Origin of the sequence: Nostocoides australiense Ben110 (genome assembly GCF_001050535.1) — a bacterium.
GTDB classification, from domain to species: Bacteria; Actinomycetota; Actinomycetes; order Actinomycetales; family Dermatophilaceae; genus Nostocoides_A; species Nostocoides_A australiense.
Map to the genome: position 1 here is coordinate 3052264 of NZ_HG764815.1, position 23503 is coordinate 3075766.

Annotated in this window: 22 protein-coding genes, 1 tRNA gene and 2 pseudogenes; 3 read left to right on the forward strand and 22 right to left on the reverse strand. The window is 70.0% G+C overall.

Features of this window, described 5'->3' with window-relative positions; genetic code table 11:
• On the forward strand, nt 1–1966 hold a 1966-nt coding region (locus tag BN11_RS14720; RefSeq protein WP_268807125.1), incomplete at its 5' end, for an SbcC/MukB-like Walker B domain-containing protein.
• Between the two features lie 13 nt (nt 1967–1979).
• Here BN11_RS14720 and gcvP read toward each other — a convergent pair.
• The 10 genes and pseudogenes from gcvP to BN11_RS14770 form a co-directional block, all read right to left on the reverse strand.
• A pseudogene (gcvP, locus tag BN11_RS14725) lies at nt 1980–4754 on the reverse strand (aminomethyl-transferring glycine dehydrogenase).
• 199 nt (nt 4755–4953) lie between these two features.
• On the reverse strand, nt 4954–5502 hold the full coding sequence (locus BN11_RS14730) for a MerR family transcriptional regulator (protein ID WP_048698886.1): 549 nt from the start codon (nt 5500–5502) through the stop codon (nt 4954–4956).
• 173 nt (nt 5503–5675) lie between these two features.
• The gene (locus tag BN11_RS14735) at nt 5676–6152 is read right to left on the reverse strand and encodes a bifunctional nuclease family protein (protein WP_083433783.1); all 477 of its coding nucleotides are present in this window, start codon (nt 6150–6152) and stop codon (nt 5676–5678) included.
• Nucleotides 6153–6164: 12 nt separating this feature from the next.
• On the reverse strand, nt 6165–6851 hold the full coding sequence (gene ftsR / locus BN11_RS14740) for a transcriptional regulator FtsR (RefSeq protein ID WP_048698890.1): 687 nt from the start codon (nt 6849–6851) through the stop codon (nt 6165–6167).
• Between the two features lie 3 nt (nt 6852–6854).
• Complete coding sequence (locus tag BN11_RS14745; protein WP_048698894.1) at nt 6855–7331, reverse strand: FHA domain-containing protein; 477 nt, start codon at nt 7329–7331, stop codon at nt 6855–6857.
• A 36-nt stretch (nt 7332–7367) separates the two neighbouring features.
• Complete coding sequence (gene gcvH / locus BN11_RS14750; protein WP_048698896.1) at nt 7368–7757, reverse strand: glycine cleavage system protein GcvH; 390 nt, start codon at nt 7755–7757, stop codon at nt 7368–7370.
• A gap of 59 nt (nt 7758–7816) precedes the next feature.
• The gene (locus BN11_RS14755; RefSeq protein WP_053084126.1) at nt 7817–8443 is read right to left on the reverse strand and encodes a DUF881 domain-containing protein; all 627 of its coding nucleotides are present in this window, start codon (nt 8441–8443) and stop codon (nt 7817–7819) included.
• A 145-nt stretch (nt 8444–8588) separates the two neighbouring features.
• Nucleotides 8589–8921, reverse strand: a complete 333-nt coding sequence (locus BN11_RS14760) for a small basic family protein (protein ID WP_048698899.1) — start codon at nt 8919–8921, stop codon at nt 8589–8591.
• A complete protein-coding gene (locus tag BN11_RS14765; RefSeq protein WP_162213247.1) occupies nt 8918–9772 on the reverse strand; it encodes a DUF881 domain-containing protein in 855 nt (284 codons plus the stop codon). The genes BN11_RS14760 and BN11_RS14765 overlap by 4 nt, the downstream gene beginning before the upstream one ends.
• Before the next feature lie 7 nt (nt 9773–9779).
• A complete protein-coding gene (locus BN11_RS14770; protein WP_048698905.1) occupies nt 9780–10382 on the reverse strand; it encodes a CDP-alcohol phosphatidyltransferase family protein in 603 nt (200 codons plus the stop codon).
• A gap of 47 nt (nt 10383–10429) precedes the next feature.
• On the opposite strand from BN11_RS14770, the gene BN11_RS14775 reads away from it, so the two are divergent.
• Nucleotides 10430–11572: a MalY/PatB family protein gene (locus tag BN11_RS14775; protein WP_048698907.1), complete on the forward strand. Its 1143-nt coding sequence runs from the start codon at nt 10430–10432 to the stop codon at nt 11570–11572.
• A gap of 3 nt (nt 11573–11575) precedes the next feature.
• Here the strand turns inward: BN11_RS14775 and BN11_RS14780 are convergent, their stop codons facing one another.
• The gene (locus BN11_RS14780) at nt 11576–12067 is read right to left on the reverse strand and encodes a hypothetical protein (RefSeq protein WP_157044182.1); all 492 of its coding nucleotides are present in this window, start codon (nt 12065–12067) and stop codon (nt 11576–11578) included.
• 149 nt (nt 12068–12216) lie between these two features.
• Nucleotides 12217–12293: transfer RNA gene (locus BN11_RS14785), tRNA-Pro, on the reverse strand.
• Between the two features lie 90 nt (nt 12294–12383).
• Here BN11_RS14785 and BN11_RS14790 point away from each other — a divergent pair.
• The gene (locus BN11_RS14790) at nt 12384–12920 is read left to right on the forward strand and encodes a hypothetical protein (RefSeq protein ID WP_048698913.1); all 537 of its coding nucleotides are present in this window, start codon (nt 12384–12386) and stop codon (nt 12918–12920) included.
• 71 nt (nt 12921–12991) lie between these two features.
• Here the strand turns inward: BN11_RS14790 and der are convergent, their stop codons facing one another.
• The 10 genes and pseudogenes from der to BN11_RS14840 form a co-directional block, all read right to left on the reverse strand.
• Nucleotides 12992–14461, reverse strand: coding sequence for a ribosome biogenesis GTPase Der (gene der / locus BN11_RS14795; protein ID WP_048698915.1), 1470 nt, complete (start codon nt 14459–14461; stop codon nt 12992–12994).
• Nucleotides 14462–14666: 205 nt separating this feature from the next.
• Nucleotides 14667–15359 (reverse strand): (d)CMP kinase, encoded by a 693-nt coding sequence (gene cmk, locus BN11_RS14800; RefSeq protein ID WP_048698918.1) that lies wholly within the window; start codon nt 15357–15359, stop codon nt 14667–14669.
• Nucleotides 15360–15453: 94 nt separating this feature from the next.
• Nucleotides 15454–16569 carry a prephenate dehydrogenase gene (locus tag BN11_RS14805; protein WP_268807126.1) on the reverse strand — a complete coding sequence of 372 codons (1116 nt, stop codon included), beginning with the start codon at nt 16567–16569 and terminating at the stop codon, nt 15454–15456.
• Between the two features lie 17 nt (nt 16570–16586).
• Nucleotides 16587–17495 (reverse strand): pseudouridine synthase, encoded by a 909-nt coding sequence (locus BN11_RS14810; protein WP_048698924.1) that lies wholly within the window; start codon nt 17493–17495, stop codon nt 16587–16589.
• Nucleotides 17492–18139 (reverse strand): SMC-Scp complex subunit ScpB, encoded by a 648-nt coding sequence (gene scpB, locus BN11_RS14815; RefSeq protein ID WP_048698926.1) that lies wholly within the window; start codon nt 18137–18139, stop codon nt 17492–17494. The genes BN11_RS14810 and scpB overlap by 4 nt, the downstream gene beginning before the upstream one ends.
• Nucleotides 18136–19035: a segregation and condensation protein A gene (locus tag BN11_RS14820; protein ID WP_048698928.1), complete on the reverse strand. Its 900-nt coding sequence runs from the start codon at nt 19033–19035 to the stop codon at nt 18136–18138. Before BN11_RS14820 ends, scpB begins: the two co-directional genes overlap by 4 nt.
• Nucleotides 19036–19040: 5 nt before the next feature.
• A complete protein-coding gene (locus BN11_RS14825; RefSeq protein WP_048698930.1) occupies nt 19041–19931 on the reverse strand; it encodes a ParA family protein in 891 nt (296 codons plus the stop codon).
• Nucleotides 19932–19982: 51 nt separating this feature from the next.
• Nucleotides 19983–20925: pseudogene (gene xerD / locus BN11_RS14830) on the reverse strand (site-specific tyrosine recombinase XerD).
• Nucleotides 20926–20946: 21 nt separating this feature from the next.
• Nucleotides 20947–22062, reverse strand: a complete 1116-nt coding sequence (gene ald / locus BN11_RS14835) for an alanine dehydrogenase (RefSeq protein WP_048698933.1) — start codon at nt 22060–22062, stop codon at nt 20947–20949.
• Nucleotides 22063–22169: 107 nt separating this feature from the next.
• On the reverse strand, nt 22170–23503 hold a 1334-nt coding region (locus tag BN11_RS14840; RefSeq protein ID WP_327152873.1), incomplete at its 5' end, for a DUF349 domain-containing protein.

Below are 23503 nucleotides of genomic sequence, written 5' to 3' on the forward strand. Positions count from 1 at the left end.
CGGAGAGACGGCGGTTCAGCTGCAGTCGGAGGCGGCGACGGCAGCGACCCAGCAGGCGGCGGCACGAACGCGTTGTGCCGCACTCGTCGCCGTCGCGGGCTCGGCCCCGCTGTGGGCATCACGGCGCCGTGAGGCCGACGCGATGCAGCGCCTTCAGCACGCGCTGGCCACCTCGTCGGTCCGGCTCACGGCAGCCGAGGGTGCGCAGTCGGATGCCACGGCCGCATTGGTCCTCGCCCAGGAGACCCTGATCGCCGGCCAGCGAGCCCGACTCGGCGACCTCGCCGCCGAGCTGGCCGTGACCTTGACCGACGGAGACCCCTGCCCCGTATGCGGTTCGGTGGAGCACCCCGCTCCGCAGACCGATCGCGCGCAGTGGGATCCGGCGACGATCGCGGCCGCCGAAGCGGAGGTCGAGCGGTGTCGTGATCATCTCGAGAAGTGCCGTCTGGACGTCGCGCGCGCGGTCGAGGCTCGCGCCGGGCAGCTGCGTGAGATGCACGAGCGCCTGGCCGCTCTGGCCGCCGGCGAACCACCGTCCCATCTCGCCGCGCTCCTCACCGATCTGCTTGCGCGCGAGTCCTTGGCTGACACCGAAACCGCAGCGACTCTGGCGCGACTGGCCCGCGAGGTCGGTGCACAGCATGACGCGGCCACGACGGCCGCGACCGCGCTGCAGGCGGCTGAGGCGGAGGTCGAAGCACTCGACGAGCAGCGGCAAGCCATCCAGGAGCGCCTCGCAGCGGCCCGGGACAGGGCGGCCGCGGCCGGCGCACGGCAGGACGCCGCGCAGGTCCGGCTCGACGAGACCCTCGCCAGGGCACGTCACCAGATCAGTGCCCACTCGGCCGAATGTGTCTGCGGTGCAACCGATCCCGAGCTCGACAGTGACAACGACGACGAGGGAGTCGCTTCTGACGTCGTCGCGATGCTGGCCGCCTGGCACCGTGAGGCAACCGAGCGGCATACCGCCGTCGAGCGGCTCGTGGCCGGCATCGTCGCCGCCGACGACCGCGCACGCGAGGCCGAAGCCGCTTACGCGGCCGCCGACGCCGCGCTCCGGGTCGCCTTGCGCGGCAGTGTCTTTGCCACGCGTGAGAAGCTCCGGCAAGCCCTCATGAGCACCGACGACCTGCGCGCGGCGCAGTACGCCGTCGCCGAGCACGACCGGCTCACCGCGGTTCACGAGGCAACACTTGCCGACGAGCAGGTGCGCGCGGCCCTGGCCGTGACCGACCCACCCGACCCCGCGCTGGCTGCGTCCGCGGCGGAGCAGGCGAGAGCGGCCTGTCTGGAGGCGGCGCGGCGGCATACCACCGCCCAGCGGACGACCGAGCAGGCCACGGGCATCGCCCGCGAAATCGTCTCCACAGCAACCCAATCGGCTCCCCTGCACGCGCAACTGGACGAGGTGGGCGAGCTGGCCGACCTGCTCGCCGGCACCAGCGCCAACAACGCGCTGCGGATGCGGCTGTCCGCGTTCGTGCTCGCCGCGAGGCTCGAACGGGTTGTCGAACTGGCCAACGAGCGACTGGCGATGATGGATGCCGGCCGCTACCGCCTCCTCTACGACGACGCCCGCGCTGCCCGCGGGGCAAGCAGCGGCCTGGGCCTACTCGTCCACGACGAGTGGTCGGGCACGACGCGCGCCCCAGGGAGCCTCTCGGGGGGCGAGTCGTTCATGGCCTCGCTCGCCCTCGCTCTCGGGCTCGCCGACGCCATCCGCGAAAGCAGCGGCGGCCAGGAAGTGCAGACCCTGTTCGTCGACGAGGGCTTCGGCAGCCTCGACGAGGAGAGCCTCGAGAATGTCATGACCGTCCTGGACGGCCTGCGCGACGGCGGACGCACGGTCGGCATCGTCAGCCATGTGGGTGACCTGCGTGACCGCATCCCGGTGCGGATCGAAGTGCGCAAGTCACCCCACGGGTCCAGCGTGGTGCTGACCGCGGCGGACTCGGCCGCCTGAGGCGCGGCCGGCTCTACTCGAACGCCTCCGGCGGCGGGCAGCTGCAGATCAGATGGCGGTCGCCGTATGCCCCGTCGATCCGGCCGACCGGGGGCCAGTACTTCGTCGCGTGCAGGCCCTGCGGGAAACAGGCGGGGGGACCCGGTCGTAGGGGTGGTCCCACTCCCCCGCGAGCGACTGGGTCGTGTGCGGCGCATGCCGCAGCACGCTGTCCCCGATCGCGACCTGACCGTCGATGACCTGCTGGATCTCGCCGCGGATCGCGATCATCGCGTCGCAGAAGCGGTCCAGCTCGCCCTTGTCCTCCGACTCGGTCGGCTCGACCATGAGCGTGCCGGCCACCGGGAAGGACATCGTCGGGGCGTGGAAGCCGTAGTCGATGAGGCGCTTGGCGATGTCGTCGACGGTGACACCGCTCTCCTTGGTCAGCGGGCGCACGTCGAGGATGCACTCGTGCGCGACGAGGCCGTTCTTGCCCGAATAGAGCACCGGGTAGTGCTCGCGCAGCCGGGCGGCGATGTAGTTGGCGTTCAGGACCGCGACCTGGGTGGCGCGCGTCAGGCCGGCGCCGCCCATGAGCCGGATATAGGCCCACCCCCCCCCCCGCGGAGCCGTAGGGCGCCGCGGAGACCGCGGACCCGGTGCGGCCCTGTTGCGGGCTGGCCGGCAGGAAGGGGGCGAGGTGTGCACGCACGCCGATCGGGCCGACACCGGGGCCGCCGCCGCCGTGCGGGATGCAGAAGGTCTTGTGCAGGTTCAGGTGCGAGACGTCGGAGCCGAACGTGCCGGGCTGCGCCAGCCCGACGAGCGCGTTGAGGTTGGCGCCGTCGACGTAGACCTGACCGCCAGCGTCATGGATCATCGCGCACAACTCCGCGATCGTGTCCTCGTAGACGCCATGGGTGGAGGGGTAGGTCACCATGATCGCAGCGAGGTTGTCGCCGTGGTCGGCGATCTTGTTCTTCAGGTCGACCATGTCGATATCGCCGCCGGGACCGGTCGCGACGACGACGACCTTCATCCCCGCCATGACGGCGCTCGCGGCATTGGTGCCGTGCGCGCTCTGTGGGATCAGGCAGACGGTGCGGTGTTCCTGCCCGTTCGCGCGGTGGAAGGCGCGGATGGCGAGCAACCCAGCCAGCTCCCCCTGGGAGCCGGCGTTGGGCTGGACCGAAACCGCGTCATACCCGGTGATCCGGCACAGCCAGTCTTCGAGCTCGGCGATGAGCGCCTGATAGCCCGCCGACTGGTCGTGCGGCGCGAAGGGGTGGAGGTTCGCGAACTCGGGCCAGGTGATCGCCGCCATCTCGGTCGTGGCGTTCAGCTTCATCGTGCACGAGCCGAGCGGGATCATGCCGCGGTCGAGGGCGAAGTCCTTGTCGGCGAGCGAGCGCAGGTAGCGCAGCATCGCCGTCTCGGAGTGATAGCTGTTGAAGACCGGGTGCGTGAGGAAGTCCGAGGTGCGTTGCAGATCGGCGGGGAGCGCCGCCTCCGTGGGCTCGCCCGCGACCATCCCGGACACGATCCCGCCCAACACCCGAGCGACCTGGTCGCCGGTCGTCGTCTCGTCGACGCTGAGGCCGACCTCGTCGTCGGCTCCGCGCCGCAGGTTGATCCCGGCCTCCGCTGCGGCCGCGACGAACTCGTCGGCCCGGCCGGGCACGCTGAAGGTCAGGGTGTCGAAGTAGTGGGTGCTGAGCGGTTCGATTCCCGCGGCCGACAGGCCCGCCGCGATGTCCTGTGCGCGCTCGTGAACCCGTCGAGCGATGGCGCTCAACCCGGCCGGTCCGTGGTAGACGGCATACATCGAGGCCATCACGGCGAGCAGCACCTGCGCGGTGCAGATATTGGAGGTCGCCTTCTCGCGGCGGATGTGCTGCTCGCGGGTCTGCAGGGCGAGGCGGTATGCCGGGTAGCCGGCCGAGTCGACCGACACGCCGACGAGGCGGCCGGGCATCGTGCGCTCGAGTCCCTTGCGCACGCTCATGAAGCCGGCGTGCGGGCCGCCGAACATCATCGGCACCCCGAACCGCTGGGCCGACCCGACCGCGATGTCGGCGCCCCACTCCCCCGGCGGCTTCAGCAGCGTGAGCGCGAGGAGGTCGGCGGCGGCGGTGACCAGCGCTCCGGCCTCGTGCGCGGCGACGGCCAGCGCGGCATACGACCGGATCGCGCCCTGCGCGTCGGGATACTGCACCAGCACCCCGAAGACGTCCTTCTCGCCGGCGGCGGCGCGCAGCGCCTCCCCGGTGGTCATCTCGGTGAGGTCGGTGACGACCAGCGGTATGCCGATCGCCTCGGCCCGCGTGCGCACCACCGCCAGCGTCTGCGGGAACACGTGGGCGTCGACGAGCAGGACGGCGTCGGCCTTGGCCCGGGTAGCGCGATGCATCAGCGTCATGGCTTCGGCCGCGGCAGTCGCCTCGTCGAGGAGGGAGGAGCCGGCGATGTCGAGACCGGTCAGGTCCGTGATCATCGTCTGGAAGTTGACGAGGGCCTCCAGGCGGCCCTGGCTGATCTCCGGCTGGTAGGGCGTGTAGGCGGTGTACCAGGCCGGGTTCTCCAGAACATTGCGCTGGATCACCCCGGGGGTGTGCGTGCCGTAGTAGCCCTGCCCGATCATGCTCGTCAGCACTCGGTTGTCGTCCGCGTACGCGCGCAGCTGGTCCAGGACGGCCTGCTCGCTGGTGGCCGGCTCGATGTCGAGCGCTTCGGCCATCCGGATGGTGTGCGGGATCGCCGAAGACGCCAGGGCATCGAGGCTGTCCTGGCCGATCGCCTGCAACATGGCGTCGATATCGGCGTCGCGCGGGCCGATGTGCCGGGCAGCGAATTCGGGCAGGGGTGTCGTCACCGGGACTCCTCGTGGGGTGCTTTTGGCCACTTGCGAGCCTATCAACGGCACCTGCCCTCGGACCCCTCACGCCTGGTACGACGATCGGCGACCCCCCACCCGCCGATCGTCGGGGCCGCGGCTGGGAAGGGCGTCAGCCGACGCGGGCGGCGCGGCGGGCGCGCAGTTCGTCGCCGGGGTGCTCGGCGGGGGTGGCCTCGTCGGGTGACTCGCCGGGCAGGTGGGCGAGCGAGCCCTCGACCTCCTGCCAGACCTTGCCCAGGGCGATCCCGAAGACCCCCTGACCGCCTTGGAGCAGGTCGAACATCTCGGTCGGCGAGGTGCACTCGAAGACGGAGGCGCCATCGCTCAGGAGGGTGACCTGGGCCAGGTCCTCCACACCCCGCTCGCGTAGGTGCTCGATGGCCAGGCGGATCTGGTGCAGGGAGACGCCGGTGTCCAAGAGGCGCTTGACGACCTTGAGGACGAGGATGTCGCGGAACCCGTAGAGGCGCTGGCTGCCGGAGCCGGCCGCACCGCGAATGGACGGCTCGACGAGCCCGGTCCGGGCCCAGTAGTCGAGCTGGCGATAGGTGATACCCGCGGCCTTGCAGGCCGTCACCCCGCGGTAGCCAACGTCCCCGAAGGGCGTCCCGAAGTCGTCGAACAGCGCGTCCTGCGTGGGTCGCGGCGTCGGCCGCATCCCATCCCCGCTCTCGCTCACCGAATCCTCCGTGTGGACTTGACTGGTATCTGGATTTGACGGTACGGCGGGCGGGGGCGGTCGTCAACGACCGACGCCATAACACTTTCGGCGTGTCGCACCTGACCCACTAGTCACATCAGTCACAGCCATCATTAAAGATCGACTTGAGGTCAAGAGTCGGGTCGGGTCTCGAAGTCCTCCGGCGAAACGTGGTCGAGGAACTCCTTGAACTTCTCGACCTCGTCGTCGGTCTCCTCCGGCAGCAGGATCCCGGCGCTGTCGAGCAGATCCTCGGGTGCGTAGACCTCGGCACCCGCCCGGATCGCGAGAGCGATGGCGTCGGAGGCGCGGGAGTCGATCTCGATGCCGCTGCCCAACACCAGGGTCGCGTAATAGACGCCCTCGTCGATGCGGTCGATGCGCACGCTGCCGAGGCTGTCGCCCAAGGCCGTAATGGTGTTGACGAGCAGGTCGTGCGTCAACGGCCGGGGCGGCACGACGCCCTGCTGGGCGTAGGCGATGGCGGTGGCCTCGGCCGCGCCGATCCAAATGGGCAGGTGGCGGGCACCCTCGCGCTCGCGCAACAGGATGATCGGGGTGTTCGTGGGCATTTCGACCCGCACCCCCAGGACGTCCAAGTGCCTCACCCTGACAAACTACTACGCCTCGCGCCGGCTCAGTTCGTCCTTGACGAGGGCGGTATGCAGCGCCAGGCAGGCCGCGGCGATCGCGGCCGGGTCCGGACGGCCCGCCCCGGCGGCGGCGTAGTCGACCAACCCCACCTCGCGTTCGGCGGCTGTGCGGAAGACCCGCAGATGGCGGGCTTCGATCCCGAAGCCGCCCAGGTCGTGGGCCGCGGCCACGATCCGCGCGCTCTCCCCGGCGAAGTAGCCCTGCTTGTCGGGGCGCAGCAGCCCGAAGGAGACCAGTTCGTCGATGAGGGTGCGGCCGGCCCCCGTGGCAGCGGCCAGTTCGGTGGCCTGCAGCCGCGGAGCCGGCTGCTCGTCGGCCACCAGGTCGTCCGCCCGTGGCACCGCCGGATCGGCCGTGACCTGAGGCGGCGTGGGCACGGCGGAGGTGCCGGCGTCGACCGTCAGGCCGCGGTCCATCGCGTCGAGGTTGTCCTTGATCACCTTCAGCGGCCAGAATCGGTCGCGCTGAGCGGTGAGGATGAACCGGACCCGCTCGATATCCGCCGGGGCGTAGAGGCGGTATCCGGATGGGGCTCGCTCGGGCTCGACGAGGCCTTCGGCCTCAAGGAAGCGCAGCTTGGAGATCGTCAGGTCGGGATAGTCCGGCGTGAGCTGCGCGAGCACGGCCCCGATGCGCTGGCCGCGGGCAGGCACTGGTCAGGCCTTGGCCTGGTGGAACACCAGGCGGAACTTGCCGATCTGCACCTCGTCGCGATCGTGCAACTCGGCCTCGTCGACGCGTTCGCGGTTGACATAGGTGCCATTGAGGGAACCCACGTCGCGCACCACGAACCGGCCGTCCTCGAAGGAGAACACGGCGTGCTTGCGGGAGACCGTCACGTCGTCGAGGAAGATGTCGCTGTCCGGGCCGCGGCCGGAGGTCACCTCCGCGTCGTCGAGGAGGAAACGAGCACCGGTGTTGGGGCCGCGCTGGACGATCAGCAACGCAGTGCCGGGGCGCAGAGCCTCGATCAGGCCGAGGTCCTCGCGGCTGAGGGCCGGCTCGTAGTCGGTCCAGTCGGGGGCCTCGGACCCGCCGACGCCGGGCAGGCGCTGGGTCGAGGGGTCGAAACGGAACACCTCGCCGGACGGCTCGCCAGAGTCGGGCGTCGGGGCCGCTGGCTGATCGCTCATTCGATGTGCTCCTTCACGGGTGGGCGGGTGCCCAGGTCAGGCGAGGTTATCGCGGTAGGCACCGGCATCCATCAGCGTTTCGAGGACCGAGGGGTCCTCGACGGTCATCTCGTAGATCCAGCCCTCCCCGTAGGGGTCGCTGTTGATCAGCTCGGGGGCGCCGTCGAGGGCGTCGTTGACGGCGGTGACGGTGCCGGTCAACGGAGAGTAGAGGTCGCTGACCGATTTGGTCGACTCGACCTCGCCGCAGGCGTCGCCTGCGGCCACCGGCGACCCCACGGCGGGGGCACTGACATACACGACATCGCCGAGCGCGTCCTGGGCGTATGCCGTGATGCCGATCCGCACATTGCCGTCGCCGCCGACGCGCACCCACTCGTGATCCGAGGTGTAGCGCAGATCGTCGGGGAAGTCGAAATCAGACATCGCAGTCTCCGTTCGTGGATTGGTTGGGCGCAACACTAGTCCGCGCGGACGTGGAAGCGTCAGGACGACGCGCTGGAGCTCGGCGTGGGTGCGGGGCGGGCGAACTGGGGGGTCTTCGGCTCGTAGGTCGCGGTGATGCTCACCTCGTCCCGGGCGGCGATCGTCACCTCGCCGCCCTTGCCACGGACCGACTCCCCCACGCCGCCCGGGATCTCCATCGCGGCAGCCATCGTCGGGGCGTCGCCGATGGCCCGGAAGATGTAGGGCGGGGCGACATTGGTGCCGGAGACGCTGATCCCGCCGTCGACGTCGGTGAAGTAGGTCGAGGCGACCACACGCACCGGGCCGATCTGGATGACCTCCGCGCCGGCGTCGCGCAACTCCTCGAGCGCGTCGAGGAGGATCGTGGAGCTGATCTGGCCGTCGGGGTCGGTGATGGTCATCGTGATGCCCGGTCCGGTCGCCGCCTTGGTGCCCGCCAGGATGGCGAGGGTGTCGGCGCGTTCCTGCGCCACCTGTACGGCGGCAGCCTCGCTGTCGGCGCCGCTGGCGAGCCGGTCGCGGATGCGTTCCAGATCGCGCAGTTCGTTGCCGAGCCGCACACTCTCCTGTGTCACGGTGTCGAGAATGCCGACGAGCTCCTCCTGGCGGAGGTTCTCCAGCCCCTGCGTGCGGGTCTGTCGCACTTGCGCGCTGATCGCGAACCCGAGGAGGACCCCGCCAGCGCCAGCACGAACAGGTTGCTGCGGGTCATGCGAGGGGCGGCGATCCGCCCGAGGCGGCGCCACGCGGTGCGCGTGTCCGTGGCGGGGCGGCGGGTGCGGGTGGCCATCACGCGTGGAAGAGGTGGCGGCGGATCGAGGCGACATTGGAGAAGATCCGCACCCCGAGGACGACGACGACACCGGTCGAGAGTTGCGCACCGACACCGAGCTGGTCGCCGAGATAGACGATCAGCGCCGCGACGATCACATTGGAGAGGAAGGAGATGACGAAGACCTTGTCGTCGAAGATGCCGTCGAGGACGGCCCGGACCCCGCCGAAGACCGCGTCGAGCGCAGCGATGACGGCGATCGGCAGATAGGGCTGCAGCCAGATCGGCACATCGGGTTGCAGGACGACGCCGATGAGGATGCCGGCGAGTAGCCCCAGGGCGGGAATCACTTGGTGCCTCCTTGGACGACCGCCTTGTCGACGGTCACGCGGGTGGCGCCGGGGAGGCTGATGTGGTCAGCCCCGTCGACGGATGTGACGATGCCGAAATTGTCGGTCAACGATTTGAGATAGGCCCCGCCCACCGTCTCGGCGAACGCCGCGGGCAGGGCCGCCGGGTCGCCGATCGCCGAGATGACGTAGGGCGGGGACAGGGGCCGGAAGTTGACGAGGATCGCCTCGCCGGCGAAGCGGATCGGCGAGCGGACCGTCAGGCGCTGGCCGTTGATGGCGATCGCCTCGGCCCCGGATTGCCACAGCGAGTTGACGACGATGAACAGGTCCCGAGAGAGCACCTTGCCCTGGTCGTCGCCCGCTGTGGGCGTCGCGTCGTCGGTGGGCTTGTCGTTGAGGGTGACGAGCAGGCCGGGTCCTTCGACGGCGACGTTCCCGGTGGCGGCCGCAAGGGCCTGCAGTTCCTGCCGCAGCCCGTTTTCGGTGGCGCCCAAGGCGTTTGACTCGAGCCGGGTGATCTCCGTCTGCCGATCACGGATGGCGGCCGAGCGTTCGTCGACCACGGCGCGGCGACTCTCGATCTGGCTGATCAGGTCCTTGCGCACGGTCCCGGCGCTCGCTTCCCCGCGGCGCACCGTCGTGGCCGAGACGGCGAAGAGCAACCCGAGCAGGATGGCGGTGACGGCCACGAGGGTGGACCCGACGGGAGTGGAACGAGGACCACCGGCGGCGGCACGACGAGCCGACGCCGCGGCATACCCGGGGTCGAGGGGACGTTCGAGCATCTCGGTCAGCAGCGTCATCGACGCGTCGGGGCGACGCGCGGGAGTGGGTGCAGGCGCTGTCATACGACCCTCACGTGGCGGTGGGGTGCAAGGTCGCCGCGCGGACATACCGGCGCAACTGCACGGCATACATCAGCCCGGCGACCCAATAAAGGACGATGCCCCACCACGCGAAGCCCCACCCGATCGGGCGGGCGATCTGCGCCAGGGTGGAGTCGCCGTCGGCCAGCAGCAGGCACGGGAAGGCGTAGAGGAGGTTGAAGGTCGCGGCCTTGCCGACGAAGTGGACCGGCATCTCGCGCAGGCCCTTGGTGCGGGCATACAGCAGCAGGAGGGTGAGGAAAACCTCGCGGGCGATCAGGACGCCGACCAGCCACCACGGAATGATCTCGCGCCAGGCAAGCCCGAGGAGGGTGGAGAGGATGTAGAGGCGGTCCGCGATGGGGTCGAGGAGGGCGCCGAGGTTGGAGATCAGGTTGAACTTGCGCGCGATCTTGCCGTCGAGGTAGTCGCTGATGCCGGAAAGCATCAACACCACGAGGGCGAGCGTGTCGTGCTTGGTCAGGATGGCCCACAGGAAGATGGGCACACCGACCAGTCGCAGCATCGACAACAGGTTCGGAATCGTCCACACGCGGTCCGAGCGCTCGGGCTCCACCGGTGTCGTCGTCACGTGGGAAGCCTAAACGCTTCCGCTGGTGAGCCGTTACATTCCCTCGTATGAGCGAGCCCATCCTCAACCTCGGCCTGGATGCACTGCGCGAGCGGATCAGCCTGAAGTGGAACACCTATCCGGCGGACGTCATCCCGGCGTGGGTGGCTGAGATGGACGTCGTGCCGGCGGCGCCGATCCGCGAGGCGCTCGCGGCGATGATGGAGCGCGGCGACACCGGTTATCCGACGGCTTCGGGGTATGTCGGTGCCTTCGGTGATTTCGCCGCGCGCCGGTGGGGGTGGCAGATCGATCGCGACCGGGCGCGGCTGTCGGCGGACGTGATGATGGGGATCTTCGTCGTCCTGCTCAAGACGACGTCCGAGGGTGACCCGGTGGTCATCAACGACCCGGTGTACTACCCCTTCCGGACCTTCCCTGAACTGGGGAACCGGCCGATCGTGTGGGCGGCGATGGGCGAGGACGGGCGGCTGGACCTGGCGGCGCTGGAGGCGGCCTTCGCCGAGGCGACGGCGCGGGGCGGGCGGGCGGCATACATCTTGTCCAACCCGCACAACCCGACCGGGGTGGTGCACACGGTGGCGGAACTCACCGCGGTCGCCGGGCTGGCGGACCGGTTCGGGGTGACGGTGATCTCGGACGAGGTGCACGCGCCGGTGGTGTATGCCGGCTCTCCCCGTTTCGTGTCCTATCTGCAGGTGCCGGGGCTGGAGCGCGGGTTCGCCGTGCACTCGGCGGCCAAGGCGTTCTCGCTGGCGGCGTTCAAGGCGGGCGTCGTGCTGGGGGCGCCGGGTGAGGACGTCACGTTGACGGAGATCATGACCGGGCCGAATGCCAGCCTGTCCGGGGTGGTGGCTCACACGGCGGCGTTCACCTACGGGGATGCGTGGCTCGATCAGGTGCTCGGCGAGCTGGACGAGAACCGGCGGCTCGTGCAGCGGCTGCTGGCGGAGCAGGCGCCGTCGGTCACGACCGCCCTGCCGGAGGCGACCTATCTGATGTGGCTGGACTGCCGGGCGGCCGGCTTGCCTCGCGACCCGGCGGCGCACTTCCTCGAGGTCGCCAAGGTGGGGCTCAACTCCGGCCCGTCGTTCGGCTCCCGTGGCGAGGGCTTCGCGCGGCTGAACATTGCGACCTCGCCGGCCATCCTGACCGAGATCGTCGGGCGGATCGCGGCCTCGCTGCCCTGACCCTTAGTCGGCGGCGAGGGGCCAGCGCACGCCGTCGTCGAGGCAGAGAGCGGTCTGGCGGTTGGCGTCGGTGCAGGCACCGTCCACCAGCTTTCGCTCGCCCAGGGGCGTCTTGAGCGGCACGGTCAGTGGTTTGAGGTCGTTGCCGAGGCAGGTGTAGGCGCCGGGCCGCTGCTTCGCGACATACGTCGTGACGACGACCTCGTCGTCGTGTTCGTTCACCTTGGCTCCGCGGAGCGTGCCGGTGCGCCCGCCGTTGCACTCGATGCGCGACACCATCACCGTGAGTTCCTGGGTCGCCGGCGTGGGGTCCTGCTCCTCGGGCAGCGTCCACGTGGCAACGGTTTTGCTCCACGGCAACGGCGGTACCGTGCCCAAGGTGGCCAGGCCGGCATACAGCCCGTACAGCGCCACCAGGGCCCCGACTGTCAGCCCAAGCCGACGCACCACGGCGCGAGGCGGGGCGAGGCGTGGCAGGACAGGTGGTGCAGGCACGCCAGAAGTGTCCACCTACCAGCGAGTTCAGAGCAAACTACTGGGGCGGGAGTGGCTCGTGTTGCGATCTGGATGGCGGGGTCACACCGTCGGTAGAGCGTGGCCCTCGAACACCGTCGTTAGACCCGCCGACGACGTGGGAATCCGCGTGGTCGGGCTGACAGGATTTGAACCTGCGACCCCTTGACCCCCAGTCAAGTGCGCTACCAAACTGCGCCACAGCCCGTGACAATGCCCCCCGACCGGGAGGCGAACGCAACCATACCTCACGCCCTGCCTGCCGCCCGAATCGGTTGTCTCGCGCGAGGATGTGGCGGTGGCGCAGATCGAGGCGTGGCCCGTGGCATACCGGCGGTGGCTTTTCGTCACCGCCTGCGCGTATGCCGTGCTGCACCACCTCGGTCTCCTACCGGCGGGCACGGCGCGCTGGCGCGGGACCAGCTGGGTGGACTGGCTCGACCTCGTGGTGCCGTATGCCGTGCGCGCTCCCGCCGCGCTCACCCTCGCCACCGCGCGGGTCACCGGGCGGCACTGGGGCGTCTTCGCGGTCGGCGCGCTGGCCTACACCCAGGGTCACGGCATCGACCTGGCGGCGAACTCGATCGGAAACGCGGACCCGGGCGAGACCGCATACCTCTGGGACGAACTGGCGGGGCACGGGATCTGGTATGCCGGGGCGGCGGTCGTCATGTTCGTCCTGGCTGCCACGATGGCGAGAGAGTCACCGCGCGCCCACCCGCTCGGGGTGCTGGCGGCTCTCGGCGTCGGGGCGACGTGGGCGACGAACGCCCTTGGCGGACATACGATTCCGTTGGCGATAGTCGTCGCTCTGGCGGGGATAGGATGGGGCTAGACGCGGCGGGCGTGGCTCACCGGCATCGCTGGTGCGGCGGCGCTGGTGGTGCTGGCCGGAGCCGCCCTCTCCTAGCGCTTGCGCTTCTCCCGCACGCGCACCGAGACCTCGATCGGCGAGCCTTCGAAGCCGAACTCCTCACGCAGCCGGCGCTCGAGGAAGCGGCGGTAGCCGGCCTCCAGGAAGCCGGAGGCGAAGAGCACGAATCGCGGCGGGCGGGTCCCGCCCTGGGTGCCGAAGAGGATGCGCGGTTGTTTGCCGCCGCGGACCGGATGCGGGTGGGCGGCGACGACTTCGCCGAGGAAGGCGTTGAGGCGGGCGGTGGGGATGCGCTGGTCCCACGAGTCGAGTGCGGTCTCGAGGGCTGGGAGGAGCTTGTCGGTATGCCGGCCGGTCCGGGCCGAGATGTTGGCCCGCGGCGCCCAGGGGACCTGGACCAGTTCGCGCTCGATCTCCCGCTCGAGGTAGTAGCGCCGCTCCTCATCCATGGTGTCCCACTTGTTGTACACGATGACCAGGGCGCGGCCGGCGTCGATGACCTGCTGGACGATGCGGATGTCCTGCTCGGTGATCGCGGTGCCGGCGTCGATGAGGACAACGGCGACCTCGGCCTTCTCGAGGGCGGCCTGCGTGCGCAGCGAGGCATAGAAATCGGCGCCCTGGGTCTGGTGGACGCGGCGCCGTATGCCGGCTGTGTCGACGAATCGCCACGGCTTGCCACCGAGTTCGACGAGTTCGTCCACCGGGTCGCGGGTGGTGCCGGCGAGATCGTCGACGACGACCCGCTCCTGCCCCGCCAGCTTGTTCAGCAGGGAGGACTTGCCGACGTTCGGACGCCCGAGCAGCGCGACCCGGCGGGGGCCGCCCTCCTGGCCGGCGGCGGCGACGTGCGACTCCTCCGGGAGCAGCTCGAGAATCTTGTCGAGCAGGTCGCCGGAGCCGCGGCCGTGCAGCGCGGAGATGGCGAACGGTTCACCGAGGCCGAGGTTCCACAGGGCCATGGCGTCGGCTTCGAACCGGTCGTCGTCGACCTTGTTGGCGCACAGGATGACCGGCTTGCCGGCGCGGCGCAGCATGCGCACGACGGCCTCGTCGTCGTCGGTGGCGCCGACCTTGGCGTCGACGACGAAGAGCACGACATCGGCCATCTCGACGGCGATCTCGGCCTGCTCGGCCACGCGCAGGTGGATGCCGGTGGCGTCGATGCTCCAGCCGCCGGTGTCGATGATCGTGAAGCGTCGACCCGACCACTCGGCCTCATACGCGACGCGGTCGCGGGTGACCCCCGGCACGTCCTCGACGACCGCCTCGCGGCGGCGCAGGATCCGATTGACGAGGGTGGACTTGCCGACGTTCGGGCGCCCGACGATGGCCACGACCGGCAGGACGACCTCGGTCCGCTGCTCGTCCTGGAAGCCCTCGATGTCGAGGAGGGCGCGGTCCTCCTCGGTCAGGTCGAACTCGTCCAGGCCGACGCGCAGCGCGCGGTCCAGGGCGATGTCGTCCCCGTCGGTCTCGTGCGGGGGCGGGGTGGTCGTCATACCTTCCAGTGTCCCGTATGCGGTGCGCCCGCCCGAAATCGTTGCTGCCGCCCGCCCGCGGAGGTGGCGAACTGACCGGGTTACCGCGAACTGCCTGACATCGCGCCAACTGCCTGACTTCGGGCCAACTGCCTGACGTATTTCTCAGGCAGTCCGCGCCACCCCAGGCGGCTCGCGCTTCACGAGGCAGTTCGGAGCGAGCGGGCTACTCGCGCTCCTCTGCGTGCTCGACAATGCCGATGACGGCCGCGACGCTGCCGTCGAAGTCGAGCGCCGAGGTGTCGAGAAGGACCACGCCGTCGGCGGCGACGGTGAACTGCGAGACCGTGGAGTCGTCCCGGTCGCGGCGAACGACCTCGTCGTGGGTCGCGGCGACCGTGGCGGCGTCGGCGGTGCCGTGCAATTGGGTGCTGCGCCGGGCGAGCCGAGCCTCCTCGGAGGCGGTGAGCAAGATGCGCACGTCGGCGTCGGGCGCGACAACCGTGGTGATATCGCGGCCCTCGGCCACCACTCCCCCGAAGTCGTCGGCGATGATCGCGATCAGGTCGCGCTGCTGCTCCTGCAGGACCGCGCGGACTCCGAGGTTGGTGGCGACCTTGGAGACCTCCGCCGAGACCTCGCTGGTGCGGATCGCTTCGGCGATGTCGTCACCGTCGAGCTCGACTGTCGGATCCTGGGGGTCGGCGCCCAGCCCGAGGGGCAGGTCCTTCGCGGCAGCGACGACGGCGCCGGCGTCCGTGAGGTCGATCCCCTGACGCAGGCACCACAGCGTCACGGCCCGGTACATCGCCCCGGTGTCGAGGTAGCCGAAGCCGAAATGCGTTGCGACAGCGCGGGAAACGCTCGACTTGCCCGACCCGGAGGGGCCGTCGATAGCGATGACGACGGGAGCGACCATGGACGCCACCCTAACCGTCAGCGCCGGCCCTCGATCGCACTCTGGACGACCGAGAACTGCACATTGGACGACCGAGAAGTGCCCTCGACGGGGGTCAATCGTGGACGCGCCAGCCGCGGGCGGTGAGCCAGTCGGTGAGGTCGGCCGCAACAGCAGGGAGGACGGAGAGTTCGAGCTGGCCGTAGGGCTGGCCGAGGTTGTGTTCGAGGTTGAGCTCCTCGAGGTTGATGCCCGCGTCGCCGACATCCTGGAAGAGGCGGCCGAGCTGGCCCGGCTCGTCGGGGATGAGGACGGTGACGACGGCGTATGCCGCGGGGGCGGCGCCGTGCTTGCCGGGGATGCGGGCCTGGCCGGTGTTGCCCGCAGCGATCGTCCGCGCGAGGACGGCGCGGGCGCCGGGGGCCTCGATCTGCCCGTCGGGAGTCGTCGCGGCGGCGAGTGAATCAAGGGCGTCGACGATCTGGCCGAGGTCGGCGGCCAGGGCCTTGAGGACGGCGGCGACGGCTCCGGCGTTGCCGGTGAGGATCTGGGTCCAGAGGACCGGGTCGCTGCCGGCGATCCGGGTGACATCGCGAACTCCGGTGCCGGACAGCCCGACCGCGTCCTCGGGCAGGTCGGCCAGGCGCGCCGCGACGAGGCTGGCGGCGATCTGCGGGACGTGCGACACGGCCGCGACGGCGGCATCGTGCTCGGTCGGCGAGAGCAGACGGACCACGGCACCCGCGGCTTCGGCGATGCCGCGCACCAGCGCCACGCCGTCGGGATCCGTTGTCTCCGTGCGCGAAATCACCCATGGCCGGCCTTCGAAGAGGTCGATGCGGGCGGCGATGGCACCGGACTTCTCGCGCCCAGCCATCGGGTGGCCACCGACATACCGTTCGCGGCCAGGCACCTCCTTGGCGTCCAACTCCGCCCGCACGATCTCCTTCACCGAGGCCACGTCCGTGACGACAGCGTTGGGCCATGTCGCCAGCGCGTGAGTGACGACATCGGCGGTGACATCCGGTGGCGTCGCCACCACGACAAGATCGACGGGGTCCCCCGCGCCGATCCGCGCCCCACTGAGATCCGACGCCAGCGCCTCATTGGTCGGCGAGGCGTCCGCGACGCTGACGACCAGGCCGGCACGCACGAGCGCCATCGCCAGGCTGGTGCCGATCAGGCCCGACCCGATGATGTGCACCCGCTGCGGCAGCACGGGGGGCGGCAAAGCACGCGGCATACGACTCAGAGCCCCACCGCGTCATACAGCTCGCTGATCTCCCGGGCGGTGAGATTTCGCATCTTGCCGGCCTTGGTGTTGCCCAGGCGCACCGGTCCGAACTGGATGCGCGCCAACTCGATCACCGGGTGCCCGACCGCCTCCAGCAGGCGCCGGACGATGCGGTTGCGGCCCTCGTGCAGGATCACCTCCACGACGGCCTTGCCGGGCATGGAGTCGACGAGTTTGAAGCTGTCGACGACGACTCGCCCGTCATCCAGGTCGACGCCGGCTCGCAGGGTCTTGCCGAGGTCGCGGGGCACCGGACCGGGCACCTGGGCGACATACGTCTTGAGCACCTCGTATGACGGGTGCGCGAGGCGGTTGGCCAGCTCGCCGTCGTTGGTGAGCAGCAGCAATCCCTCGGTGTCGGCGTCGAGGCGGCCGACGTGGAAGAGGCGCTCGCGCCGGCCCGCCACGTAGTCACCGACACACGGGCGGCCCTTCTCGTCCTGCATCGTCGTGACGACCCCGACCGGCTTGTTGAAGGCGAGGTAGACCTTCTCGGGGTCGGTCTGGACGCGCACACCGTCGACGTGGATGGCCTGGCGGGTCGGGTCGACGCGCACGCCGAGTTCCATGACGATCTGGCCGTCCACCTCGACCCGGCCCTCGCTGATCATCTGCTCGCAAGCGCGCCGGGAGCCGATTCCGCTGGCCGCCAACATCTTTTGCAGCCGTATGCCGTCAGGATCGTGGATGTCGACGTCGTCGCGGTGCGGTTCGACGGGCACGCGCGTGGGTTGGCTCTTCTTCGTCGTGCCGGCGTGCTGAGGCCCACGGCGGCGGCCCGGAGTGCCGCCGGTGCCGCCGGCCTGGCCGCGGGGACGGCCCGGTCGTCCGCTCCCACCACTACTGGGTTTGGGGGGTGTCATGCGCGTCCCGTCTCAGCGAGTTCGTCGAGGATGTCCACCTCGGGAAGATACGGCGCGAGGGCCGGAAGTTCGGACAGGTCCCGCAGCCCGAGACGCTCGAGGAAGTAGTCGGTCGTGCCGTAAAGGATCGCCCCCGACTCCGGCTCGCTGCCGACCTCCTCGATCAGCCCACGGGTCAACAGGGTTCGGACGACGCCGTCGACGTTGACGCCGCGCACCGCGCCGACCCGTCCTCGAGAGATCGGCTGGCGGTAGGCGATGACGGCCAAGGTCTCCAGGGACGCCTGCGTCAGTTTGGCCGTTGCCCCCTCGAGGATGAAGCGCTCGACGGCAGCGGCATACTCCGGCCGGCTGTAGATCCGCCACCCGCCCGCGACCTCGCGCAACGTGAACCCCCGATCGCCATAGTCCGCGATCAACGTCTGGAGGTGCGTCTCGACGGCCGGCACGGGGATCTCCAGCGCGGTCGCCAGCGCCATCGACGTCACCGGATCGTCGGTGACCATGAGGATCGCCTCGATGGCCGCCTTCGCCCCGCCCGGCATGGCGTCGACGTCGAGGACGAGCGGACCGTCCTCCTCGGCGGCACTCTCGTCCGCGACGAGGTCCTCGGAAACGACCGATTCGGCCTCGTGCTCGCTCACTGCTCGTCCTCTCCTTCGTCCGACTCGGCATCGACGCTCTCGTCGAACTCGTCGCTCACCGTGATCTCGCCGGAGTCGGTTCCGACCCAGCGAATTGTCAACTCCCCCAACGCTTCCGCTTGTTCGAACGTCACGTTCGCCTCGCGATAGAGCTCCAGCAGCGCCAGGAACCGAGCCACGATGACGAGTGTCGAGTCGGCGTCCGACACCAGCGCACGGAATGTCGCGACCTTGGCGTGGCGCAGGCGCTCCCCGATGATCCCGGCCTGTTCCTGCACGCTGACGGCCGGTGCGTGCAGGTGGTCCAACCCGACCGTCGGCACCGCCTTGGGCGTCATCGCCCGCGCCGCGATCATCGCCAACTGCTCGGGCGTGATCCCGATGACCAACTCCGGCAACAGTTTTTCGAAGCGCGGGTCGACCCCGGCCCGCCGGGCCACCATCGCCCGGTTGACGGCCATCCGGTCCTCGAAGACGTGGGCGATCTGTTTGAACGCGCGATACTGCAGCAGGCGGGCGAACAGCAGGTCCCGGGCCTCGATCAGGGCGAGGTCCTCCTCGTCCTGCGGATCCAGTTGGGGCAGTAAGCGAGCCGCCTTCAGGTCCAACAGCGTGGCGGCGACGAGCAGGAACTCGGTCGTCTGCGACAGGTCCCAGTCACCCGCCTCACGCAGCTGGCGCAAGTGCGCGAGGAATTCGTCGGTCACCTGCGCGAGCGCGATCTCGGTGATGTCGAGCTTGTGCTTGGCGATCAGCCCGAGCAGCAGGTCGAAAGGGCCTTCGAAGTTGTCAAGGTGCACCGAGAACGCGTTCTCCGGTGCGCGCCTCGTGATGACGCCGCCAGGGACGGCGTCTCCGCTGAAGTCGCCCTCGCCCACCAGGGCGTCCGTGGTCATCGTGCTCAGGGGGCGCTGCCGCGGGCGATGAGTTCGCGGGCGAGCTGGCGGTAGGCGTTGGCGCCGGAGTGCGCGGAGGCGTAGCTGGTGATGGGCTCGGCGGCGAGCGTCGCGTCGGGGAACTTCACGGTGCGGGAGATGACCGTATGCAGCACCCGGTCACCGAAGTGCGCGACCACCGACTCGACGACCTCGCGGCTGTGCAGGGTGCGCCCGTCGTACATCGTCGCGAGGATGCCGTCGATCTGCAGGCGCGGGTTGAGCCGGTCGATAATCTTCTGGATCGTCTCGACAAGCAGCGCCACGCCGCGCATCGCAAAGTACTCGGTCTCCAACGGGATCAGCACCCCGTGCGCCGCGGTGAGGGCGTTGACCGTGAGCAGCCCCAGAGAGGGTTGGCAGTCGATGAGGATGACGTCGTAGTCGTCGAGCACCGGCCGCATGACCCGTGCGAGGACCTGCTCGCGAGCGACCTCCCCCACGAGTTGCACCTCGGCCGCCGACAGGTCGATATTGGCCGGCACGACGTCGAGGCCGGGGACGCGTGAATGTTGGATGACCTCGCGGATGTCGTGGTCGCGTTCGATGAGCAGGTTGTAGATCGTGACGTCGAGGTCGTTGCTGTTGATCCCGAGTCCGACCGACAGCGCGCCCTGCGGGTCGAAGTCGATCAGCAGCACTTTGCGGCCGTATTCGGCCAGTGCCGCACCGAGATTGATCGTCGTCGTGGTCTTGCCGACCCCGCCCTTCTGGTTGCACAGGGCGATGACGCGCGCCGGCCCGTGGCTGGTCAGCGCGGGCGGCTCGGGGAAGGCCGGCAGTTGACGCCCCGTCGGGCCGTACTGACCGATCTCGGCGTCCTCGGTGCCGGGTAGGTGCACGTCGGATCGTTCCACCCGGCGACCTTATCAAGAGGGAACGTGGCGTCCCCCATCTCCTCGGCCCGCCTATCGAGCGCGGGGGTGGGCGCCGGCATACACCTCGCGCAGCTGGTCGATGGTCACCTTGGTGTAGATCTGCGTCGTCGTCACCGAGGCGTGGCCGAGGAGTTCCTGGACGATGCGCACGTCGGCGCCCCCCTGCAGCAGGTGGGTGGCGAAGGAGTGGCGGAAGGTATGCGGTGAGATCTCCTCGGTGATGCCCGCCCGCTCGGCGGTGGCCTTGAGGATCGCCCACACCCCTTGCCGGGTCAGTCGCCCGCCGCGCTGGTTGAGGAAGAGGGCGGGTATGCCGCGGCCCTTGGCTGCCAGGACCGGCCGGGCCCGGGTGCGGTAGGCGTCGAGGGCGGCGGCGGCATACGACCCGAGCGGGACGATGCGCTCCTTGTCGCCCTTGCCGCGCAAGCGCACCACCTCGCTGTCGCGATCGAGGTCGTCGACGTCGAGGTCGACGACCTCGGAGACCCGCGCGCCCACGCCGTAGAGCACCTCGAGCAGCGCCCGATCCCGCAGTGCCGCAGGGGTATCGCCCACACTGGCCGCGGCCAGCAGGGCCTCGACGCGGTCGAGCGGAATGGCTTTCGGCAGCCGCAGCGGCGTTTTCGGCGGTGTGACCGAGCGCGCCGGGTCGGCCTCCAGGGCGCCGTCGAGGGCCAGGAAGCGGTGGAAGGCACGCACAGCGACGACAGCTCGGCCGGCCGACGACGCCGCGAGCCGCCGGGGGGGCGCCCTCGCCGGACCGGAGGGCGACGAGGAAGTCGCTCACGACGGCCGAGTCGACCGCAGCGAGATCGGTGATGCCGCGAGAGCGCAGGTAGGCGGCATACCGCCCCACGTCCCGCTCGTAGGCGCGCAGGGTATGCCGCGACAGCCCCCGCTCGACGTCGAGGTGGGTCAGCCAGTCCCGCAACGCCCGGTCGAGGGCGTCGGGCGGGCGTTGCGGATCCGGCAATGTCGTTGGGGCAGCGTGGGATCAGGCGACGATCGCGGCCGTGTCGGCGCACTCCATACCGAAGGCTTCGGCGACACCCGGGCAGGTGACCTCGCCGGCGTGGGTATTGAGTCCGAAGGCCAGCGCGCGATCGTCGCGCATGGCCTGCTGCCAGCCCTTGTCGGCGAGCTTGACGGCATACCCGAGCGTGGCGTTGGTCAGCGCCCACGTGGACGTATTGGGCACTGCGCCAGGCATATTCGCGACGCAGTAGTAGATCGAGTTGTGCACGGTGAAGGTGGGGTCGGCATGCGTGGTGGGCCGGCTGCCTTCGAAGCAGCCGCCCTGGTCGATGGCGACGTCGACGAGCACCGATCCGGGCTTCATGGCCGCGACCATCTCGTCGGTGACCAGCTTGGGAGCCTTGGCGCCCGGGACGAGGACGGTGCCGATGACCAGGTCGGCCTGGAGCACCTGCTCGCGCACGGCGAGGGCGGAGGAGGCGATCTGGTGGACGCGGTTGTCATAGCGCCAAAAGCTCATTCGGAGCTTGTCGAGATCGGTGTCGAGGAGAGTGACATCGGCGCCCATGCCGAGCGCGATATTGGCGGCGTTCTGGCCCGCGACGCCGGCGCCGAGGACGACGACCTTGGCGTTCGCGACCCCGCCGACGCCGCCCATGAGGACACCGCGGCCGCCATACGGGCGCATCATCGAGTGTGCGCCGACTTGCGGGGCGAGGCAGCCCGCGACCTCGGACATCGGATAGAGCAGCGGCAGCATGCCCGACGGCAGCTGGACGGTCTCGTAGGCGATGCCGGTGACCTTGGTGGCGACGAGTTCGTCGGTGAGCGGCTGGTCCGCGGCCAGGTGGAGGTAGGTGAAGAGGGTCAGGCCCTCCCGGAGCCGGTGGTATTCCTCTTTGACCGGCTCCTTGACCTTCATGACCATGTCGGCCTCGCCCCACACGTCGTCGGCGGAGTCGATGATGCGGGCGCCTTGGGAGACGAACTCCTCGTCGGTGATCGAGCTGCCGAGTCCGGCGCCCTTCTGGATGAGCACCTCGTGGCCGTGCCCGACCAACTCGTGCACGCCGACCGGGGTGATGCCCACCCGGTATTCGTGGTTCTTGACCTCGGTGGGGACGCCGATCTTCACGGGAACTCCTCGCTTCGTGCACGACTGCAACTGTGACGGCAGCGCTGGCGTCACAGGGGCCCGGTCGTTGTGTGCCGGGCGTTCCCGAGTCTATTGCGTTCGGGATGTCAGCCGATATCGGACAGGCCGCCGCGGGCCTGCTCCAGCCAGCTGCGCTGGGCCTCGAGCTTGGCGGTCAGGTCGGCGATCTTCGTGGAGTTGCCCTTGGCCTGCGCCTGCGCGAGTTCCGCCTCGACCTTGGCCAGCGAGGCCTCCAGCTGGGTGGCCAGGGATTGGGCCCGCGCGGTGACCTCGGGGTTGGTGCGGCGCCACTTCTTCTCGTCGGCCTCGCGCACGGCCGCTTCGACGCGGCGCATGCCCTTCTCGGTGCGATCGATGTCGGCGCGCGGCACCTTGCCGGCGGCATCCCACTTGTCCTGGATGACGCGCAGGGCGGCCTTGGTGGCCTCCAGGTCCTGCACGGGCAGCAGCTTTTCGGCCTCGGCGAGCAGGCCGAGTTTGACCTCGTGGTTGGCGCGATATTCCTCGTCCTCGGCCGCGACGACGGCGTCCTTGGCGGCGAAGAAGCTGTCCTGAGCGGCCTTGAACTGCTCCCACAAGGCGTCGTCCTCGGCGCGCGAGGCGCGGCCGGCCTGGCGCCACTGGTCCATCAGGCGCTTGAAAGCGCCGGCGGTGGCCGCCCAGTCCTTGCTGGTGGCGAGGGCTTGCGCCTCCTTGACGAGCTTCTCTTTGGAGGAGCGCGCCGCGGTCCGCGTGGTCTCCAGCTCCGCGAAGTGGGTGCGGCGAGCCTTGTCAAAGGAGTTGCGGGCCCGGGAGAAGCGTTGCCAGAGGGCGGCCTCGACGTCCTTGTCGAGGCGCGCCCCGGTGCGCTGCTGCTCCTTCCAGGAGTCGAGCAGCGCCCGCATCGTAGCGCTCGAGGTCTTCCACTGGATACGTTCCACCGGCTGGCCGGCGATGGCCTCCGCCTGGGCGACCAGATCTTCGCGCACCGTCAGCGCCTCGGCCTTGGCCGCAGCGCGGGCCGCGGACTCGCTCTCGCGCTTGCTGGTGATCTGGCTCTCGACGCCATCGACCAGCGCTGTCAGGGCGGCGAGGTCGCCGACGACATTGGCTTCGCCGATGTGGGTGCGCAGGCCGGTCAGTCCCTCGGCGAGGTCCTTGCTGGTGACCTCGGGCAGGGCGGCGCGCTGGGTGAGCAGGTCGGCCGCGGCATACAGTTCGTCGTACTTGCGGGCGAAGTACTGCAGGGCCTCCTCGTCGGTGGCACCGGGATAGGACCCGACGGCCCGCTCCCCCTCGCCCTCCTTGACGAACACGGTGCCGTCCTCGGCGACTCGGCCGAAGCGGGCCGAGTCCGAAGGGGTGTGCGCCTGCACGGGCCCGGCCGCCGGGGGCTTGGGCCGGACGGCGAACATCTTCGGGCTGGGCACCGCCGACGGCT

What these genes read in the sequence shown, in the direction of transcription:
- BN11_RS14730 (WP_048698886.1), bottom strand. Translation starts at nt 5,502, where the DNA reads ATGCGGCCGACGCCGCGACCCACGCAGGACGCGCTGTTCGACGACTTC.
- BN11_RS14745 (WP_048698894.1), bottom strand. Translation starts at nt 7,331, where the DNA reads ATGAGCGATCAGCCAGCGGCCCCGACGCCCGACTCTGGCGAGCCGTCC.
- gcvH (WP_048698896.1), bottom strand. Translation starts at nt 7,757, where the DNA reads ATGTCTGATTTCGACTTCCCCGACGATCTGCGCTACACCTCGGATCAC.
- BN11_RS14765 (WP_162213247.1), bottom strand. Translation starts at nt 9,772, where the DNA reads ATGACAGCGCCTGCACCCACTCCCGCGCGTCGCCCCGACGCGTCGATG.
- BN11_RS14775 (WP_048698907.1), top strand. Translation starts at nt 10,430, where the DNA reads ATGAGCGAGCCCATCCTCAACCTCGGCCTGGATGCACTGCGCGAGCGG.
- der (WP_048698915.1), bottom strand. Translation starts at nt 14,461, where the DNA reads ATGACGACCACCCCGCCCCCGCACGAGACCGACGGGGACGACATCGCC.
- cmk (WP_048698918.1), bottom strand. Translation starts at nt 15,359, where the DNA reads ATGGTCGCTCCCGTCGTCATCGCTATCGACGGCCCCTCCGGGTCGGGC.
- BN11_RS14810 (WP_048698924.1), bottom strand. Translation starts at nt 17,495, where the DNA reads ATGACACCCCCCAAACCCAGTAGTGGTGGGAGCGGACGACCGGGCCGT.
- BN11_RS14820 (WP_048698928.1), bottom strand. Translation starts at nt 19,035, where the DNA reads ATGACCACGGACGCCCTGGTGGGCGAGGGCGACTTCAGCGGAGACGCC.